Here is an 18,416-nt window from a genome sequence, read left to right as displayed (position 1 = left end):
TTCGTGTGCGATGCGACAAGTGTGCCCCGCCGGGGGCTGGTGAAGACTGGCCCGGCCGGCGGGGTTCACCCGGTCGGCCGCTTCGGCCGGACCGGGGCGTCGCGCACTCAGCCGGACTTCGTCCCGTCCTGGCGGTTGAGGTAGTTGTACACGGTGAAGCGGCTCACGCCGAGCGCCGAGGCGACCGTCTCCACCCCGTGGCGGACGGTGAAGGCGCCCCGCTCCTCCAGCAGGGCGACGACGCGCTGCTTCTCCCAGCGGTCCAGCTCGGCCAGCGGGCGGCCGTCGAACTGGCGGGCCATCTCGGCCAGCAGCCGGTCCAGCGCGCTGCTCAGGTGTGGCAGCCGGACGGCCAGGGCCGGGGTGCCCTCCCACTCCAGGAGGACGTCCTCGGCCTTCGCCTCCGCCAGCGGCACGGGCGTCGCGCCGACGGCGTCCAGCAGGGGCTTTATCGCCGCGGCGAGCGGGTGGTCCACGTGCTCGGTCACGGTGCGCCGCCCTCCTCGCCGAGCACGCTGACCTGGACCGAGATCCGGGTCGCTCCGGCGTTCAGGGTCTCCCGGAGCAGCTTGGTCACGGCGGCCAGGACCTGGTCGGCCTCGCCTTCCGCGCCGGTCCCGAAGGGGCCGACGGCGACGGCCAGGCCGGCCTCGTCGACCACCTTCCGAGCCGCCACGGCGTGCTCCGGGAACGTGTCCAGTTCGAACGGTTCTGTCGTGAACTCCACCATCAATCGCACCTGCTCACTCTAGCGAGCGGGGGCGCGCCCGGTCATCGGCCGGTCGGCATCCGGTCGCCGTCCGCCCACCGTTCGACCGGCGGCCGGCCGGTGGCCGGTCGATCGAACAGGGAGCGCTCCGGGCGGGGGATCGGTTTCGGCCTCTTCAACAAAATGTTGCGGCGGTCTTGACACTCGCTCGACGCGCCGGACATGCTTCCACCAAGCAGAATCGCTCTTCCGGATCGTGGAAGTTGCGGAAAGACGGAAGAGAGATGAGAGGTGATTGACGTGACTGCCGCCGCCGCGCACAGCTTCACCGTCAACCTGTCGATCCTGTTCAGTGAGCTCCCGCTCCTGGAGCGCCCGGCCGCGGCCGCCGCCGCCGGCTTCACCGCCGCCGAGCTGTGGTGGCCGTTCGGCGAGGAGCACGCCCCGTCGGAGGCCGAGCAGGACGCGCTCCGCAAGGCCCTCACCGACGCCGGTGTGCGGCTCACCGGTCTCAACTTCCTGGACGACCTGAGCAAGGGCGCCCGCGGCACCGTCTCGGTCCCGGCCGAGAAGGAGCGCTTCCGCGCCAACGTCCCGATCGCCGCCGGGCTGGCCGCCTCGCTCGGCACCACGGCGCTCAACGCGCTGTACGGCAACCGGATCGAGGGCGTGGACCCGGCCGAGCAGGACGCGCTCGCGCTGGAGAACCTCGTCGTCGCCGCGAAGGCCGCCCACGAGATCGGCGCGATCCTGCTGATCGAGGCGCTGAACAAGCCGGAGTCCCCGGACTACCCGCTGGTCTCCGCGGCCGCCGCGGTCGAGGTCGTCGACAAGGTCAACGCCGCGACCGGCCTGGGCAACGCGAAGTTCCTCTGCGACCTCTACCACCTGGCCAAGAACGGCGAGGACCTGGCGGCCGTCATCGACACCTACGCCGACCGCTTCGGCCACGTGCAGATCGCCGACAACCCGGGCCGCAACGAGCCCGGCACCGGCGAGCTGGACTTCGAGGACCTCTTCGCCCGCCTGACCGCCGCCGGCTACACCGGCCGGATCGGCCTGGAGTACCGCCCGGCCGGCGGCGTCAGTGCCGACAGCTTCGAGTGGCTCCCGCGCGAGCACCGCGCCGCCTAGGTCCCACCGGGCCGTCACCGCACCCCACCCCTCCACGTACAAAGGAACGACGCGATGAGCCGCAAGATCGCCTTCATCGGCCTCGGCATCATGGGCAGCCCGATGGCCGCCAACCTCGTCAAGGCCGGCCACCACGTCACCGGTTACAACCTCACCCAGCCGCAGATCGACGCCCTGGTGGCGGCCGGCGGCCACGGTGCGAACAGCATCGCGGACGCGGTGAAGGACGCCGAGGTCGTCATCACCATGGTCCCGGCCGACCCGCACGTCGAGCAGGCCGTCCTGGGCGAGGGCGGTGTGCTGGAGAACGTCCAGCCCGGCACGCTCGTCATCGACATGTCGAGCATCACCCCGCAGACCTCGATCAAGGTGGAGGCCGCCGCCAAGGCGAAGGGCGTCCGCACCCTGGACGCCCCGGTCTCCGGTGGCGAGGCCGGCGCCGTCGAGGCGGTGCTGTCGATCATGGTCGGTGGCGCGGCCGAGGACTTCGCCGAGGCCAAGCCGCTGTTCGACGTGCTGGGCACCACGGTCGTCCACGTCGGCCCGGCCGGCGCCGGCCAGACCGTCAAGGCGGCCAACCAGCTGATCGTCGCGGTCAACATCCAGGTGCTCGCCGAGGCCGTGGTGTTCCTGGAGAACGCCGGTGTCGACCTCGCCGCCGCGCTGGACGTGCTCGGCGGCGGCCTGGCCGGCTCCACCGTGCTGAACCGCAAGAAGGCGAACATGCTGAACCGCGAGTTCGCGCCGGGCTTCCGGATCGACCTGCACCACAAGGACATGGGCATCGTCACCGACGCCGCCCGTGCCGTGGGTGCCGCGCTGCCGGTCGGCGCCGTGGTCGCCCAGCTGGTCGCCTCCGCTCGTGCCAACGGTGACGGTTCGCTCGACCACTCGGCGCTGCTGCGCGGCGTCGAGCGGCTCTCCGGCCGCGAGATCGCCTGACCCTCGCGGCAGTGACGGTACCCCCGCGGTACCACTGACTCCTCCTGGTGGCGTGTACCTATCCGGTCGTGCCCGCGCCACCAGGAGGCCAGGCCCGATCGGCAGGTGGGCCGGGGCTCATCCGCCTCCTGCCGATCGACCAAACCGGCGGCGCGCACTCCCTGTCGGGGACACTTCGGTCGTGTCAGTGCGCCGCCCGGCCCCCTCCCTCGCCGAGGGGAGCCTCTCGTACGTCGGAAGCGGGACGAGGGGAACGGCGGGGAGGGGGTCGCTCCCCGGTCCTCCGGGACCGGACCGGCCGCACCGGCCCCACGGGCCCGCGGCGGCCCTCGGGGCCACCGCCCCGGCCCTTCGGGGCACATGCTTGACGAACCAACGCCAGAGCCGTCCGGAAGTGAGGCCCGCACCATGCCCGCCACCCCCACCCAGGGCCATGTGGTCGTAGCTCCCGACAAGTTCAAGGGCACCCTGGAGGGCGCCGAGGTCGCCGCCCGGATCGCCGCCGGCATCCGCCGTGCCGCGCCCGGTGTCGAGGTCCGCGAACTGCCCGTCGCCGACGGCGGCGAGGGCACCCTGGCCGCCGCGCTGGCAGCCGGCTTCACCCGGATCCCGGCCAAGGTGGCCGGCCCCACCGGTCTGCCGGTGGACGCCGCGCTCGCCGTCCGGGGCGACACCGCCGTGGTCGAGCTGGCGCAGTCCTCCGGGCTGGCCAGGCTCCCCGGCGGCCGGACCGCCCCGCTCGCGGCCGGCTCCTTCGGGGTCGGTCAGCTGATCGGCCGGGCGGTGAGCCTGGGGGCCAAGCGGATCGTGCTCGGCCTCGGCGGCAGCGCCTGCACCGACGGCGGCGCGGGCATGGTCCAGGCGCTCGGCGTCGGCCTCCAGGACGCCGACGGCGTCGAGCTGCCGCCCGGCGGCGCCGCGCTGCGCAAGCTGGCCCGGATCGACCTCGGGCCGCTGGCCGACGTGCTCACCGGCGTCGAGGTCGTGGTGGCCTGCGACGTGGACAACCCGCTGCTCGGCCCGCGCGGCGCGACCGCCGTCTACGGGCCGCAGAAGGGTGCCGACGCCGAGGACCTGGTGGTCCTGGAGGAGGGGCTGACCCGCTTCGCCGACGCGGTCGGCGAGGCCGTCGGCCGGGACGTCCGGGAGGCCCCCGGCGCCGGGGCCGCGGGCGGGGTGGGCTTCGCCGCCCTCGCCCTGCTCGGCGCCACCATGCGACCCGGCATCGAGTTGATGCTCGAACTGCTGGGTTTCGACGAGGCCGTGCGTGGGGCACGCCTCGTCGTGACCGGCGAGGGCTGCCTGGACGCTCAGACGCTCCATGGCAAAGCACCCGCCGGCGTAGCCGCGGCGGCCACCCGGGCGGGGGTTCGGGTGGCCGCGGTGGCCGGACGGCTGGAGCTGTCCGAGCGCGAGTGGCGGGCGGCCGGTTTCACCACCGCGTACGCGCTCACCGATCTGGCCGAGCAGCCGGGGGACAGCATGTCCCGGGCGGCGGAGCTGGCCGAGGTCGCCGGGGAACGGCTCGCGGCCGCGCTGCTGGGCGACTGATCCGACGGTCCGGCTCTCGTACCTTCCTACATTGACGTTTTGTTGAAGGCGGCCCTAGGCTCCGGGCATTCCTTCGGCACACCCCACTCGTACCCAGGTTTTCGGAGGTCCCCCATGCCCCCCAGCGAGGCGTCCGTCAGCACGACGGCGGTGATCCGCTCCCGCCGGGTCGTCCTGCCGGACGGCGAGCGTCCCGCTGACGTGCTGATCCGCGACGGCGTGATCGAGCAGATCGCCGAGCACGGCGCGCTGCTGGCCGGCGACCGGCAGTTGACCGACCTCGGCGACACCGCCCTGCTCCCCGGTCTGGTCGACACCCACGTGCACGTCAACGAGCCCGGCCGGACCGAGTGGGAGGGCTTCGCCACCGCCACCCGGGCCGCCGCCGCCGGCGGTGTCACCACGATCATCGACATGCCGCTGAACTCCATCCCGCCCACCACCACGGTGGACGGCCTGGAGGCCAAGCGGAAGATCGCCGAAGGTCAGGCCTGGGTCGACCTCGGTTTCTGGGGCGGCGCCGTCCCCGGCAACGTCCCGGACCTCGAACCGCTGCACCGCGCGGGCGTGTTCGGCTTCAAGAGCTTCCTGGCCCCGTCCGGGGTGGACGAGTTCCCGCACGTCGAGCAGGCCGACCTGGAGGCCGCGCTGGCCGAGCAGGCCCGGATCGGCGCCCTGGCGATCATCCACGCCGAGGACCCGGCCGTCCTCGCCGCCGCCCCCCAGCAACCCGGCGTCCACTACCGCGACTTCCTCGCCTCCCGGCCCGCCGACGCCGAGACCGCGGCCGTGGCCCGGCTGCTCGACACCGCCCGGCGCACCGGTGTCCGGGTGCACATCCTGCACGTCTCCTCCGCCGCGGTGCTGCCGCTGCTGCGCCAGGCCCGCGCGGACGGCGTCCGGGTGACCGCCGAGACCTGCCCGCACTACCTCACCCTGGCGGCCGAGGAGGTGCCGGACGGCGACACCGCGTTCAAGTGCTGCCCGCCGATCCGGGACGAGGGCAACCGCGAGGCACTCTGGGCGGCCCTGGCCGCCGGGGAGTTCATCGCGATCGTCTCCGACCACTCGCCGTCCACCCCGGACCTCAAGCTGCTGCCCGAGTTCGGCGGCAGCGGCGACTTCGCGGCCGCCTGGGGCGGCATCGCCTCCCTCCAGCTCGGCCTGCCGGCGATCTGGACCGAGGCCCGCCGCCGCGGCCACACCCTGTCCGACGTGGTCCGTTGGATGGCGAGCGGCCCGGCCGCCCTGGTCGGCCTCACCGGCACCAAGGGTGCCATCGCCGTCGGCCACGACGCCGACCTGGTCGCCTTCGACCCGGACGGCGCGTTCGCGGTGCACGCCGCCGAGCTGCACCACCGCAATCCCGTCACCCCCTACGCGGGCCGCACGCTGACCGGCGCCGTCCGCACCACCTGGCTGCGCGGCCGGGTGGTCGACACCGCCGCCGAGCCCTTCGGCCGCCGGATCACCCGTCACCAGGAGACCCAGTGAGCACCGTCAACACCCCGAGCGCTCCGTTCACCGAGCTGGTCGACCTGGCCTCCCGGCTGCTCGGCGCCGGCGTCGTCGCCACTAACGAGGACACCTTCGCCGACGCGGAGAACCTGCTGGTCGCCAAGCCCGCCGAGTTCCGGGCGCACACCTTCGGCCACAAGGGCCAGATCATGGACGGCTGGGAGTCCAGGCGCCGACGCGGCATCGGCGCCGAGCAGCCGCACCCCACCGACGAGGACCACGACTGGGCGATCGTCCGGCTCGGTGTCGCCGGTGTGATCCGGGGTCTGATCGTCGACACCGCCCACTTCACCGGCAACTACCCGGAGAGCGCCTCGGTCGAGGCCGCGGCCGTCCCCGGGCACCCGTCGCCGGCGGAGCTCGCGGACGCCGAGTGGGTCGAACTGCTCCCGCGCACCCCGCTCCAGGGCGACACCGCGCACGAGTTCGCGATCGGCGACGAGACCCGCTTCACCCATGTGCGCCTCAACATCTTCCCGGACGGCGGGGTCGCCCGGCTGCGGGTGCACGGCGAGGTGCTGCCCGACCCGCGCGAGCTGGACGGCCTCACCTTCGACCTGGCCGCCCAGGAGTACGGCGGCGTGGCCGAGGCGGCGTCCGACCGCTACTTCTCCTCCCCGCACAACCTGAACGCTCCCGGTCGCGCCTCCGTCATGGGCGAGGGCTGGGAGACCCGGCGTCGGCGCGACAAGGCCAACGACTGGGTGCAGATCGCCCTGGCCGGGGGCGGCGAGGTCCTGGCCGCCGAGGTGGATACCACCCACTTCGTCGCCAACGCCCCCGGCTGGGCCGACCTGACCGGCTACGACGCCTCGGCCGGCGGGGATCCCACCACCGACCGCGACGGCTGGTTCGAGATCCTGCCCCGCACCCGCCTCCAGCCCGACACCCGGCACCGCTTCCGGCTCGACGTCGGCCGCCCGGTGACCCATGTGCGGATCAACGTCCACCCGGACGGCGGCCTCGCCCGCCTCCGCCTCACCGGCCGCCTGACCGAGGCCGGCCGCGCGGGCCTCGCACTGCGCTGGTTCGACGCCGTCCCGGCCGCCGAGGCCGTCGCCGCGCTCACCGAGGCCGGTCTCACCGGCGCGGAGGCCGCCGACCTGACGGCCGCCCGCCCGCTGGCGGACCGGGCCGCGGCCACCGCGGCCGTCGCCGCGCTGCGGCCGGGTGACGGCCCGGACGGCGAGCACTCCTCCCGCCGCCGCTCGGCCGTCTGGCGCCTGCTCGGCGTCTGAGTCGCCGTCAACCTCCTCTCCACGCACGTCTTTGTCGACCCTGAAGGACCCTCCATGTCCAAGATCCTGACCACGGAGTCGGGCGCGCCCGTCGCCGACAACCAGAACTCGGCCTCGGCCGGCGAGTACGGCCCGCTGCTCATCCAGGACCAGCAGCTCCTGGAGAAGCTGGCCCGGTTCAACCGCGAGCGCATCCCGGAGCGCGTCGTGCACGCCCGGGGCTCCGGCGCCTACGGCTACTTCGAGGTCACCGACGAGGTCTCGCGGTACACCCGGGCCGACTTCCTCTCCGAGGTGGGCAAGCGCACCGAGGTGTTCCTGCGCTTCTCCACCGTGGCGGGCAACCTGGGCTCCAGCGACGCGGTGCGCGACCCGCGCGGCTTCGCGCTGAAGTTCTACACCGAGGAGGGCAACTACGACCTCGTCGGCAACAACACCCCGGTGTTCTTCATCAAGGACCCGATCAAGTTCCCGGACTTCATCCACTCGCAGAAGCGCGACCCGTTCACGGGCGTCCAGGAGGCCGACAACGTCTGGGACTTCTGGGCCCACTCGCCGGCCTCGACCCACCAGATCACCTGGCTCTTCGGCGACCGCGGCATCCCGGCCTCCTACCGCCACATGAACGGCTACGGCTCGCACACCTACCAGTGGGTCAACGAGCAGGGCGACGCCTTCTGGGTGAAGTACCACTTCAAGACCAACCAGGGCATCCGCTCGCTGGACGGCGGCCAGTCCGCCGAGGTGCTCGGCGCCGACGCCGACAGCCACCAGCGCGACCTGCACCAGGCCATCGAGCGCGGCGTGTTCCCGAGCTGGACGCTCTACGTCCAGCTGATGCCGGTCGCCGAGGCGGCGGACTACCGCTTCAACCCCTTCGACCTGACCAAGGTGTGGCCGCACGCCGACTACCCGCTGGTCAAGGTCGGCCGCCTGGTGCTGAACAAGAACCCGGAGAACGTCTTCGCCGACGTCGAGCAGTCCGCGTTCTCGCCGAACAACTTCGTGCCCGGCATCGGTCCCTCCCCGGACAAGATGCTCCAGGGCCGCCTGTTCGCCTACGCGGACGCCCAGCGCTACCGCCTCGGTGTCAACCACACCCTGCTCGCCGTCAACGCCCCCAAGGCGACCGAGGCGAACAACTACGGCCGGGACGGCTACTCGGCCGTCAACAAGTCGGGCCGCGGCAAGAACTACGAGCCCAACTCGTACGACGGCCCGGCCCAGACGGACAGCGCGCTCGCCGCGCCGGTCCGCCTGGACGGCCACACCGGCACCTACACCACGCCGGCCCACACCAAGGACGACGACTTCTTCCAGGCCGGTGAGCTCTACCGGCTGATGTCGGCCGGTGAGAAGACCCGTCTGATCGACAACATCGCGGGCTTCCTGGCGCAGGTGACGCGCGACGACATCGTCGAGAAGAACCTCGCCCACTTCCACGCGGCCGACGAGGAGTACGGCGCCCGCCTGGAGGCCGCCGTCGCCAAGCTCCGCGCCGGCGAGGAGGCCTGACCCACCGGCCCCTTCCGAACCACCCTCACCGGCCGCCGGGGCCCGCACCCCGGCGGCCGCACATCGCGCCTCTCCCCCCAGGGCAGTGGGGGAGGGGCCGTTGTGCTGTCCGGGCCGACCACCAAACCCCGGTGCCGGTCAAGTTCTTTACCGTACCTGCACGAATATCCGCCGAGCGGCAACGGTCGGGGCTCCGGGGTGGTTAGGCTGGAGAACACCCGCGGGTAACTCCGCGGGGGACATCGGAAGGGGACGACATGTCGACACCAGCCCCGGGTCGCCACGCCACGATGGACCAGGGCGTGCCCGGTCCGTTCACCTCCCTGCAGCACGCCCTCAGACTGCTGGAGGCCGTCGACCGGCACGCCGGCGGGGCCACCCTGGTCGCCCTCGCCCGGGAGACGTCGTTGGCGCTGCCGACCGTCCGCCGGCTCGCCGAGATCCTGGAGATCGAGGGCTATCTGCAGTGCCAGGACGGCGGTTGGGTGCTCGGCGGCACCTTCGCGCTGCTCGGCCAGCACAATCGCGAGCAGCTGGTGCGGGCCCGGCTGGACCGCAAACTCGCCGAACTCCGGGACGAGTTGGGCGCGGCCGTGTACTTCACCCGCTACCACGACGGTGAGTTGTCGGTGGAGGCGGTGGCCGCCGCCGAGCACGCGCCGGCGGTGCAGGAGTGGGTGGACTTCCGGGCCACCGCGCACGCCAGCGCGATCGGCAAGTGCCTGCTCAGCCAGCTCGACCACGACGCCCGCCGGGACCACCTCTCCCGCCACCCGGTCGCCCGGCTGACCTCGCGGACGGTCGTCGACGCGGACCAGCTGATGCACCGGCTGGAGCGTCAGCCGGCCACCGTGCCGGTGCTGGACATCCAGGAGTACGCGCTCGGCACCGTCTGCGCCGCGGTGCCGGTGACGGCGGGGAGCACGGTCGGCTGCCTGGCCACCTCGATGCCGGTCGGCAACGTGCACCGGCTGAAGGCGGCCGCCGAGCTGCTGGCCGCCCGGGCCGCTCCGCTGATGCTGGCGATGGCGGTCTGACCCACCCCGAGCCGCCCCGACCCGCCCTCGTTCGGCCCGCTCCGGCCGGCCGCGCCCGCAAGCCCCGTCGGATCCGGCGGGGCTTGCGCGTTTCCCGGGCCGCCGCGCGGTGCACATCACTTATTAGACTCGATGTCGATAAGAGGTGCCGAAGCCCTTGTAGCCGGCTCTACCCGCGAGTAGGTTGCCTGGAGCCGCGCGAGCCGAGCCACCCCGCCGCCCCAGGTCAGGAGGGCCTCCATGCCCCGCACCACCACACCCGTTCCCGCCGTCTCCGCACCCGCCGCCCGGGTCCACGACGGTCTCGTCCTGGAGCCCCGGGACGTCCGCTTCGACTGGTCCGGGCTGCCGCTGCACTGGATCCCGGACGAGCCGGTGGCCACCCACGTCATCAACGTCCTGCACCTCCTGCTCCCGGAGGGCGAGCGCTGGTTCGTCAAGGTGTTCAAGGAGGCGCTGCCGCTGATCCGGGACGAGCAGCTGCGCGAGGAGGTGCTGGGCTTCATCGGCCAGGAGGCCATCCACGCCCAGGCGCACCAGGAGGTGCTGGAGCACCTGCTCGGCCAGGGCCTGGACCCGCGCCCCTACGTCCGCCAGATCGCCTGGCTGTTCCAGCGCGTCCTCGGGGACAAGCCCGGCCTGGCGCCCGCGCGGCAGCGCGAGAACGTCATCGAGCGGGTCGCGTTCGTCGCCGCGATCGAGCACTTCACCGCCTTCCTGGGCGACTGGGCGCTCAACTCCCCGGGCCTGGACCGGGCGAAGGCCGACCCGACGATGCTGGACCTGCTGCGCTGGCACGGCGCCGAGGAGGTCGAACACCGCAGCGTCGCCTACGACCTGATGGTCCACCTCGACCCCGGCTACGGCCGCCGGATCCGCGGCATGGCCGTCTCCGGGCCGCTGCTGGTCCACCTCTGGGTACGCGGCGCCCGCTTCCTGCTGGCCGCCGACCCCACCCTGGACGGCCGGATCAGGCCCAGCTGGCGCGAGGCGCGGCAGCTCGCCAGGCGCGGACTGCTGCCCGACCCGGTCCGCTCGCTCCGCTCCGGCCTGCGCTACCTGCGGCCCGGCTACCACCCCACCCAGGAGGGCTCCTCCAGCCAGGCCCTCGGGTACCTCGCCACCTCCCCGGCCGCCCGCGCCGCCGCCCACTGACGCCAGGAGAGTCGCCCGGATGGACCTGCACAACCCGCCCCCGGACCTCTACGGCCGCCCCCGCGCGGACCGCTTCATGCGCCGCCTCACCGCGTTCGGCGACCGCTACAGCCCCGCCCTGGGCGGCCCGCTGCTGCGCCGCAACCCCCGGCGCCCGCTCGGCCGCCCCACCCCGGCGCTGCGACTCGTCGTCACCGCCCGTCGGGAGGTCGCCACCGACGTCGTCGAGCTGTCGCTCGGCGACCCCTCCGGCGGGGCGCTCCCGCCCTGGCAGCCCGGCGCGCACCTGCGCCTCGCGCTGCCCTCGGGCCGCGAGCGCCACTACTCGCTCTGCGGGGACCCCGGCGACCGCACCACCTACCGGATCGCGGTCCGCCGGCTGCCCGGGGGCGGCGGCGGCTCCGTCGAGATCCACGCCGAGCTGCACCCCGGCGCCCGCCTCACGGCCCGCCGCCCGCGCAACGGCTTCGCGTTCTGCGCCGAACCGGCCGTCCTGCTGCTGGCGGGCGGCATCGGGATCACCCCGCTGCTGCCGATGGTCCACGAGGCCCGGCGCCACGGCCTGGACTGGCACCTCGTCCAGGTCGGCCGCAGCGCCGACACCGTCCCGTACACGGAGGCGCTGCGGGCTCTCGACCCGCGCCGGGTGCACCTGCGCACCGACGACGAGCACGGCGCCGTGCCCACCGGCGCCGAGCTGCTGGCGTACGCGCCGCCCGGCGCCGCCGTCTACTGCTGCGGCCCGGCCCCGATGCTGGCCGCCGTCCAGCGGGCCCTCGACGGATCGCCGGCCGGGGCCCTGCACTTCGAGCGCTTCGGCGCCGCCCCGATCACCGGCGGCGAGCCGTTCGCCGTCCGCCTCGGCGCGGACGGCCCGGCCCTGGACGTCCCCGCCGACCGGTCGGCGCTGGACGTGCTCCGCGAGGCACGGCCCGAGCTGCCGTACTCCTGCCACCAGGGGTTCTGCGGCACCTGCGAGCTGCGGCTGCTGTCCGGCACCGCGGACCACCGCGACCGCCGCCTCACCCCCGAGCAGCGCGCCGCCGGCGCCCTGCTGCCCTGCGTCTCCCGGGCCGCCGAGGGCGAGACCCTCGTCCTCGACCTCTAGCACAGGAGCTCCCGTGCTGCTTCGCCCCCCGGCCGTGCCCCGCACCCCGGCCTTCCCGTACACCGACCAGGACCTCGACCGCTTCCGCGAGGTCCAGCAACTCGCCTACCACTGCGCCGAACAGGTCGCCGCCTGGATCGAACCGGGCGTGACCGAGCGGCAGACCACGGCCGAGCTGCGCCGGCGCCTGGTCGCCGCCGGGGTGCAGGACTTCTTCCACGTCCCCTTCGCCTGGTTCGGCGACCGCACCGCCTTCCGGCACTTCCACACCCCGCTGCAGTTCTTCGCCGGCGACCGCCGGCTCGCCGAGGGCATGCCGTACGTGCTGGACTGCGCGCCGATCGTGGACGGCTACACCGCCGACATCGGCTACGGCGGCAAGGTCGGCGAGAACCCGGTCTGGGACCGGCTCGCCGCCGACCTCCAGGTGTACCGCGAGCTGATCCTCGCCGAGGTCCGGGCCCGCCGCCCGCTCGACGAGGTGTACGCGGCGGTGGACGCGCAGATCGCCGCGCACGGCTACGACAACCGCCACCGGGTCTACCCGGGGCGGGTGATCGGTCACCAGGTCACCAGGACGACCGGCCGCGGCCCCGCCGGGGTGAACGTGTTCGGCTTCGGGGTGCGTACACTCCAGACGCTCGGCCGCGAGCTGATCGGCGAGCGCCTGCAGGGACGCTCGCCGCTCTGGGCGGACGGCCGGTCCTCCCGGCACGCGCCGACCCCGGGCCTGTGGGCGGTGGAGCCGCACATCGGCTTCCGCGCGGTGGGCATCAAGTTCGAGGAGCTGCTGGTGGTCACCGAGACCCCTGACGACGAGCACGGGGGCGCCCACTGGCTCGACGACGACCTGCCGCACGTGCGGCGCTGGACCGCTGCCCGGACCGAGGCGACCGCCCAGGAGGCGACCCGATGACGACCACCCGCCGCCGTACCGTCCTCTCCGGCGGGCTGCCGCTCGCCGTCTTCGAGGACGGCGACCCCGAGGCGCCCACCGTGCTGCTGGTGCACGGCTACCCGGACACCCACGTGGTCTGGGACGACATCGCCGCCGACCTCGCCCGCGACCACCACGTGGTCCGCTACGACGTGCGCGGCGCCGGCGAGTCCGGGGTGCCCGCCTCGCGCGAGGGCTACCGGCTGGAGCACCTGGCCGCCGACCTCTTCGCGGTCGCCGACGCCGTCAGCCCGGACCGCCCGGTGCACGTGGTGGCCCACGACTGGGGCTCGCTGCAGTCCTGGGAGGCCGTCACCTCGCCCGGCGCCGAACGGCGGCTCGCCTCCTACACCACCATGTCCGGCCCCTGCCTGGACCACATCGGGCACTGGATGCGCGAGCGCTACCGCCGCCCCACCCCGCGCCACCTCAAGCAGCTGCTCGCCCAGGGCGCGCACTCCTGGTACATCACCGCCTTCCACCTGCCCTACCTCGCGCCCGGCATCTGGCGGCTCGGCCTGGCCCGCGCCTGGCCCCGGGTGCTGCGCGACCTGGAGGCGGTCACCCCGCGCCCGAACCACCCGCAGCCCACCCTGCGCCGGGACGCGGTGCGCGGCATCGAGCTCTACCGGGCCAATATGCGCCCCACCCTGCGCGACCCGCGCGAGCGGTCCACCGAGGTGCCGGTCCAGCTGATCACCCTCACCCGGGACCACTACGTCGGCGAGTTCCTCTTCGAGGGGCTGGAGCGCTGGGTGCCGAGGCTCACCCGCCGCTCCCTGCACGCCACCCACTGGTCCGCCCTCCTGGAGAAGGGAACCGCCGTGGCCGGGATGGTCCGCGAGTTCACCGCCGGTGTCGACGCCGGACAGGCCCCCGACCCGGCCGCCGCCGGCCCCCTGGTCGTCATCACCGGCGGCGGCAGCGGCATCGGCCGGGCCACCGCGCTGGCCTTCGCCGAGGAGGGCGCCCGGGTGGTGGTCTGCGACCTCGACCTCGACGCCGCCCGGCGCACCGCCGAACTCGCCTCCCTGATCGGCCCGCCGGCCCACGCCTACCGGGTCGACGTCAGCGACGGCGCCGACGTCGACGCCTTCGCCCAGGCGGTGGCCGCCGCGCACGGCGTGCCCGACGTGATGGTCAACAACGCGGGCATCGGCCACTCCGGGACGTTCCTGGAGACCACCGAGAAGGAGTGGCAGCGCGTCCTGGACGTCAACCTCTGGGGCGTCATCCACGGCTGCCGCGCCTTCGGCTCGCTGATGGCCGACCGCGGCGAGGGCGGGCACATCGTCAACCTCGCCTCGGCCGCCGCCTACCTGCCGTCCAAGGCGCTCACCGCCTACGCCACCAGCAAGGCCGCCGTCTTCATGCTCTCCGACTGCCTGCGCGCCGAGCTGGCCGGACACGGCGTCGGCGTCTCCACCATCTGCCCCGGCATCGTCAACACCAACATCACCCGCACCTCCACCTTCTCCGCCACCACCGCCGACCAGCAGGCCGCCAAGCAGGCCCGCGCCGCCAAGCTCTACGCCCGCCGCGGCTTCCCGCCCGAGAAGGTCGCCGCCGCGATCCTGCGCGCCGTCCGCACCGGCAAGCCGGTCGTCCCGGTCACCCCGGAGGCGAAGGCCGCCCGCTTCCTGAGCCGGCTCTCCCCGGGCCTGCTGCGCCTGGCGGCCCGCCTCAACGTGACCTGAGGGGAGGGCCCGTGGGCCTGTGATATCGGATACGATGAGAATTGATATCGCAGGCCCGCGCTGCTCCGGGAGGTCGGCCATGACCCGCACCGTGATAGACGTCAATGACGAACTGCTGGCCGAGGCCGCCGAGATCTTCGGGACCTCGACCAAGGTGGCGACCGTCAACGCGGCCCTCGAGGACGCGGTCAAGCGCCGCAAGGGGCGGGAGTTCCTCTCCTGGCTCGCGGAGGGCGGCCTGCCCGATCTCACCGGACCGGTGGACCAGGGTGACTGAGCGCTTCCTGATCGACAAGTCGGCCTTCGCCCGCTACGCCAAGCCGCCGGTCCGGGCGGTGGTCGACCTGCTGTTCAACGAGGGACTGCTCGCGCTCTGCGGCGCCGTCGAGCTGGAGATCCTGCACGGCGCCCGGTCCAAGTCCGACGCCGATCGGATCCGCGAGGGTCTGCGCGGTTTCGACTGGCTGCCGACACCCGACGAGGTGTGGGACCGCGCCGCCGAGGTGCAGGCCCTCCTCACCTCCGTCGGCAACTGGCGGGCGCTGTCCCTGGCCGACCTGGTCATCGCGGCCACCGCGGAGCGCCACGGGGCCACGGTCCTGCACTACGACGGCGACTACGACACGATCGCCGCCGTCACCGGTCAGCCGACCCGCTGGGTCGTCCCGCCGGGTACCGCGGACTGACCCGGACCGGGTGCGTCCGCCGCCTCGGCCACCGGCGTGTACGTGGCGCTGAAGAACGGTTCGTCCCACGTCCGACTGGACATCGCGGCCAGGTGGACCGCGTCGCGGACCAGCGCCGACACGGTCGTCCCCGATCGGGCCGCGGCGGCCCGGAGCACGGCGAGGTCCTCGGTCTCCACGGACACGGTGACGCGCTTGAGTGGCACACCGAGATCCTTCCACGTGAAGCCGTTGGGTTTCCGTGGAATCCCGACAGCAGGTGTCGGGATTCCACGACAGCATCGACGGTGTCGGAGGAAGCACCACGGAAGGGCACGACATGACGGAGCCGCTCAAGGGCAAGGTCGCACTGGTCGCCGGGGCGACCCGGGGAGCCGGGCGGGGGATCGCGGTACAGCTGGGAGCCGCCGGGGCGACGGTCTACGTGACGGGCCGCAGCGCCGGGGGCCACCGTTCGGAGTACGGGCGGCCGGAGACCCTGGAGGAGACGGCGGAGCTGGTCACCGCGGCCGGCGGCCGGGGGATCGCGGTGCGGGCGGACCACCTCGTCCCCGCCGAGGTGGCGGCCGTGGCGGAGCGGGTCGGGGCCGAGCAGGGCGGGCTCGACCTGCTGGTCAACGACATCTGGGGCGGCGAGAACCTCTTCGAGTGGGAGAAGCCGGTCTGGGAGCACGACCTGGACAACGGGCTGCGACTGCTGCGGCTGGCCGTCGAGACGCACGCGATCACCAACCACCACCTGCTGCCGCTCCTGCTGCGCCGACCGGGTGGGCTGGTGGTGGAGATGACCGACGGCACCGCCGAGTACAACGCCACCCGCTACCGCAACTCCCTGTTCTACGACCTCGCCAAGTCCTCGGTGCTGCGGATGGCCTTCGCCCTCGGCCACGAGCTCGGCCCGCGCGGCGCGACGGCGGTCGCGCTCACTCCCGGCTGGCTGCGCTCGGAGATGATGCTGGAGCACTTCGGCGTCACCGAGGAGACCTGGCGCGACGCGACCCGGCAGCAGCCTGACTTCGGGATCTCGGAGTCGCCCGGCTACATCGGCCGCGCCGTGGTGGCCCTGGCCGGCGACCCCGCGGTGGCACGCTTCAACGGCACCTCGCTCTCCGGCGGCGCCCTGGCGAAGGAGTACGGCTTCACCGACCTGGACGGCAGCCGCCCGGACGCCTGGAGCTACCTGGTGGACGCGGAGACGGCGGACGGCCCGCTGGACCCGGCCGGCTACCGCTGAACGCCGTAGCGCGCGGCGGTGCGGGCCGCGGCCAGCGCCAAACGCCGCCGTAGCGCCGGGGGTTCGAGCAGTTCCGCCTCCGGGCCGAGGCGCAGCAGCTCCTCGTAGGCGACCTCCGCCGACTCGACCGGGAGCCGGACGGTGATCCAGCCCTCGTCGTCCGGCTCGCCGGCGCCGGCCAGCGCCTGCCGGGCGGCGAGCGGCTCCAGCAGGTGGGGGAGCCGCTCGGCCCCGAGCGGGCTGAGCCGGACCAGGACGCTCTCCCGCAGCAGCGAGCGGGCGAACTCCTCGGCCTTGGCCGCCCAGAACGCGGCGAGGTCGAAGCCCTCCTCCCGGGCGGCCGGCCGGTCCAGCGGCTCGGCGCCGGTCAACCGGTCCACCCGGTACACCCGGTACACCCGGGCACCGTCCGCGCCCTCCGGCCTGGCCACCAGGTACCAGGTGCCGGCCTTCAGCACCAGTCCGTACGGGTGCAGGGTCCGCTCGACGGTGTCCGCGCCGCGCCGGTACCGGGCCCGCAGCAGCCGTTCGCCCCAGACGGCCCGGGAGACCTCGGTGAGCAGCGGCGGTACGGGCGCGTCGCGGAACCAGCCGGGCGCGTCCAGGTGGAACCGCCGCACCCCGCTGGCGGGCGCCTCGCCGAGCTCGCTCAGCACCTTCAGCCGGGCGGCCAGCGCGGGGGCGTCGAGCCCCATGTCGCCCAGCGGGCCGGGCAGTCCGGCGAGCAGCAGCACCTCGGCCTCGGCCCGGTCCAACCCGGTCAGCCGGGTGCGGTAGCCGTCCAGCAGCCGGTAGCCGCCGGCCCGGCCGCGGTCGGCGTAGACCGGGACGCCGGCCTCGGCGAGCGCCAGGACGTCCCGCTGGACGGTGCGTTCGGACACCTCCAGCTCGGCGGCCAGCTCGGCGCCGGTCATGGTCCGCCGGGCCTGGAGCAGCAACAGCAGGGAGATGGCCCGTGCGGCCCGCATCGCTCCACCCCTTCCGGTCGGGCCGGTCCCGGGTCCAGGGAGTGTCGCCCCCGATCCGGGCCGGGCGTTTGGTACCCAGGACTTCCATCACCCAGCGGAAGTGAGGAACCCTCATGGCCACCGGCACCGTGCAGTCCTACCACGCGAACCACGGCTACGGCCTGATCACCCCCGACGAGGACGGGCCCGCCCTGTACGTGTACTTCGACTCGATCGTCGGCGAGGGCGACCGGGTGCTCGCCGAGGGCCGCCGGGTGGAGTACGACCCGACCGAGCAGGAGGGCCGCCGGGTCGCCGAGCGGGTACGGCCGCTGTAGCCGGGGAGCGGCCCGCCCACGCCCGCCGAGGCCCTACGATCAAGGCTCATGGAGATGACGACCGCCCTGTGGTCCTTCGCCCTCGTGGTGGGGCTGCTCACCCTCACGCCCGGGCTCGACACCGCGCTGGTGCTGCGCACCTCCGCCCTGGGGGAGCGCCGGCAGGCCTGGGGCGTGGTGCTCGGCATCCAGACCGGGACCCTGATCTGGGGCACCCTCACCTCGGCCGGGGTGACGGCCCTGCTGACCGCCTCCGTGGCGGCGTACGAGATCCTGCGCTGGGCCGGGGCCGCCTACCTGGTCTGGATGGGGATCGGCATGCTGCGCAACCGGGGCGGCGGAGCCGAGCCGGAGCGGGCGCCGGCCGGTGGCGGGTTCGGTTCCGGCTGGCGGCGCGGCACGCTCACCAATCTGCTCAATCCCAAGGTCGGGGTGTTCTACGTCGCGGTGCTGCCGCAGTTCATCCCCGCCGGTGCCCCGCACTTCGCCGCCGGGGTGGCGCTGACCGGCGTCCACGTGGTGGAGGGGATGCTCTGGTCGGCGGTGCTGGTGGGCTTCGCCAGGGTGGTGCGCGGCTGGCTGAGCCGGCCCGCCGCGCGCCGCCTGCTGGACCGGGTGACCGGTGCCGTGGTGGTGGGCTTCGGGCTGCGGCTGGCGCTCGCCGACTAGG

The 18,416-nt window shown here is 73.9% G+C and carries 19 protein-coding genes and 1 pseudogene; 16 read left to right on the top strand and 4 right to left on the bottom strand.

Annotation, left to right across the window (positions count from 1 at the left end):
* Positions 1 to 107: 107 nt before the first annotated feature.
* The gene (locus tag ACFXHB_RS01590; protein ID WP_380571280.1) at positions 108 to 488 is read right to left on the bottom strand and encodes a helix-turn-helix domain-containing protein; all 381 of its coding nucleotides are present in this window, start codon (positions 486 to 488) and stop codon (positions 108 to 110) included.
* Entirely contained in the window at positions 485 to 730 is a 246-nt protein-coding gene (locus tag ACFXHB_RS01585; RefSeq protein ID WP_380571436.1) for a thiamine-binding protein, read from the bottom strand. The genes ACFXHB_RS01590 and ACFXHB_RS01585 overlap by 4 nt, the downstream gene beginning before the upstream one ends.
* Positions 731 to 1,000: 270 nt before the next feature.
* On the opposite strand from ACFXHB_RS01585, the gene ACFXHB_RS01580 reads away from it, so the two are divergent.
* The 13 genes and pseudogenes from ACFXHB_RS01580 to ACFXHB_RS01520 all read left to right on the top strand — a co-directional run bounded on the left by ACFXHB_RS01580 (position 1,001) and on the right by ACFXHB_RS01520 (position 15,227).
* Positions 1,001 to 1,843 (top strand): TIM barrel protein, encoded by an 843-nt coding sequence (locus ACFXHB_RS01580; protein WP_380571279.1) that lies wholly within the window; start codon positions 1,001 to 1,003, stop codon positions 1,841 to 1,843.
* A gap of 54 nt (positions 1,844 to 1,897) precedes the next feature.
* Positions 1,898 to 2,785 carry a 2-hydroxy-3-oxopropionate reductase gene (locus ACFXHB_RS01575; RefSeq protein ID WP_380571278.1) on the top strand — a complete coding sequence of 296 codons (888 nt, stop codon included), beginning with the start codon at positions 1,898 to 1,900 and terminating at the stop codon, positions 2,783 to 2,785.
* Between the two features lie 408 nt (positions 2,786 to 3,193).
* Positions 3,194 to 4,336, top strand: a complete 1,143-nt coding sequence (locus ACFXHB_RS01570) for a glycerate kinase (protein ID WP_380571277.1) — start codon at positions 3,194 to 3,196, stop codon at positions 4,334 to 4,336.
* A gap of 114 nt (positions 4,337 to 4,450) precedes the next feature.
* Complete coding sequence (gene allB, locus ACFXHB_RS01565; protein WP_380571276.1) at positions 4,451 to 5,830, top strand: allantoinase AllB; 1,380 nt, start codon at positions 4,451 to 4,453, stop codon at positions 5,828 to 5,830.
* Positions 5,827 to 6,879, top strand: a pseudogene (gene alc / locus ACFXHB_RS01560) (allantoicase); the annotation flags it as partial. The gene allB and the pseudogene alc, both read left to right, overlap by 4 nt.
* A 267-nt stretch (positions 6,880 to 7,146) precedes the next feature.
* Positions 7,147 to 8,607, top strand: coding sequence for a catalase (locus tag ACFXHB_RS01555; RefSeq protein ID WP_380571275.1), 1,461 nt, complete (start codon positions 7,147 to 7,149; stop codon positions 8,605 to 8,607).
* Between the two features lie 257 nt (positions 8,608 to 8,864).
* On the top strand, positions 8,865 to 9,644 hold the full coding sequence (locus ACFXHB_RS01550) for an IclR family transcriptional regulator (RefSeq protein ID WP_380571274.1): 780 nt from the start codon (positions 8,865 to 8,867) through the stop codon (positions 9,642 to 9,644).
* A 240-nt stretch (positions 9,645 to 9,884) separates the two neighbouring features.
* Positions 9,885 to 10,799, top strand: a complete 915-nt coding sequence (locus tag ACFXHB_RS01545; protein WP_380571273.1) for a metal-dependent hydrolase — start codon at positions 9,885 to 9,887, stop codon at positions 10,797 to 10,799.
* A 19-nt stretch (positions 10,800 to 10,818) separates the two neighbouring features.
* Positions 10,819 to 11,907 carry a PDR/VanB family oxidoreductase gene (locus tag ACFXHB_RS01540; RefSeq protein WP_380571272.1) on the top strand — a complete coding sequence of 363 codons (1,089 nt, stop codon included), beginning with the start codon at positions 10,819 to 10,821 and terminating at the stop codon, positions 11,905 to 11,907.
* Positions 11,908 to 11,920: 13 nt separating this feature from the next.
* A complete protein-coding gene (locus tag ACFXHB_RS01535) occupies positions 11,921 to 12,823 on the top strand; it encodes a M24 family metallopeptidase (protein ID WP_380571271.1) in 903 nt (300 codons plus the stop codon).
* Positions 12,820 to 14,541, top strand: coding sequence for an SDR family oxidoreductase (locus ACFXHB_RS01530; protein ID WP_380571270.1), 1,722 nt, complete (start codon positions 12,820 to 12,822; stop codon positions 14,539 to 14,541). The genes ACFXHB_RS01535 and ACFXHB_RS01530 overlap by 4 nt, the downstream gene beginning before the upstream one ends.
* Before the next feature lie 79 nt (positions 14,542 to 14,620).
* On the top strand, positions 14,621 to 14,818 hold the full coding sequence (locus ACFXHB_RS01525) for a type II toxin-antitoxin system VapB family antitoxin (RefSeq protein WP_380571269.1): 198 nt from the start codon (positions 14,621 to 14,623) through the stop codon (positions 14,816 to 14,818).
* Positions 14,811 to 15,227, top strand: coding sequence for a PIN domain nuclease (locus tag ACFXHB_RS01520; protein ID WP_380571268.1), 417 nt, complete (start codon positions 14,811 to 14,813; stop codon positions 15,225 to 15,227). Before ACFXHB_RS01525 ends, ACFXHB_RS01520 begins: the two co-directional genes overlap by 8 nt.
* Here the strand turns inward: ACFXHB_RS01520 and ACFXHB_RS01515 are convergent.
* Positions 15,185 to 15,433, bottom strand: a complete 249-nt coding sequence (locus tag ACFXHB_RS01515) for a ribbon-helix-helix protein, CopG family (RefSeq protein WP_380571267.1) — start codon at positions 15,431 to 15,433, stop codon at positions 15,185 to 15,187. The two genes, ACFXHB_RS01520 and ACFXHB_RS01515, sit on opposite strands and share 43 nt — an antisense overlap.
* A gap of 113 nt (positions 15,434 to 15,546) precedes the next feature.
* Between ACFXHB_RS01515 and ACFXHB_RS01510 the strand changes: the two genes are divergently transcribed.
* Positions 15,547 to 16,461: an SDR family oxidoreductase gene (locus ACFXHB_RS01510; protein WP_380571266.1), complete on the top strand. Its 915-nt coding sequence runs from the start codon at positions 15,547 to 15,549 to the stop codon at positions 16,459 to 16,461.
* Here ACFXHB_RS01510 and ACFXHB_RS01505 read toward each other — a convergent pair.
* Positions 16,452 to 17,429, bottom strand: coding sequence for a helix-turn-helix transcriptional regulator (locus ACFXHB_RS01505; RefSeq protein WP_380571265.1), 978 nt, complete (start codon positions 17,427 to 17,429; stop codon positions 16,452 to 16,454). The genes ACFXHB_RS01510 and ACFXHB_RS01505 overlap by 10 nt on opposite strands.
* Positions 17,430 to 17,542: 113 nt before the next feature.
* Between ACFXHB_RS01505 and ACFXHB_RS01500 the strand changes: the two genes are divergently transcribed.
* Entirely contained in the window at positions 17,543 to 17,746 is a 204-nt protein-coding gene (locus ACFXHB_RS01500) for a cold-shock protein (protein WP_380571264.1), read from the top strand.
* 48 nt (positions 17,747 to 17,794) lie between these two features.
* Positions 17,795 to 18,415 carry a LysE family translocator gene (locus ACFXHB_RS01495; protein ID WP_380571263.1) on the top strand — a complete coding sequence of 207 codons (621 nt, stop codon included), beginning with the start codon at positions 17,795 to 17,797 and terminating at the stop codon, positions 18,413 to 18,415.
* The last annotated feature ends 1 nt before the right edge of the window (position 18,416 follow it).

This window comes from Kitasatospora sp. NPDC059327 (assembly GCF_042752535.1).
Taxonomy (GTDB): Bacteria; Actinomycetota; Actinomycetes; order Streptomycetales; family Streptomycetaceae; genus Kitasatospora.
This window is presented reverse-complemented; position numbering and strand designations above follow the sequence as displayed.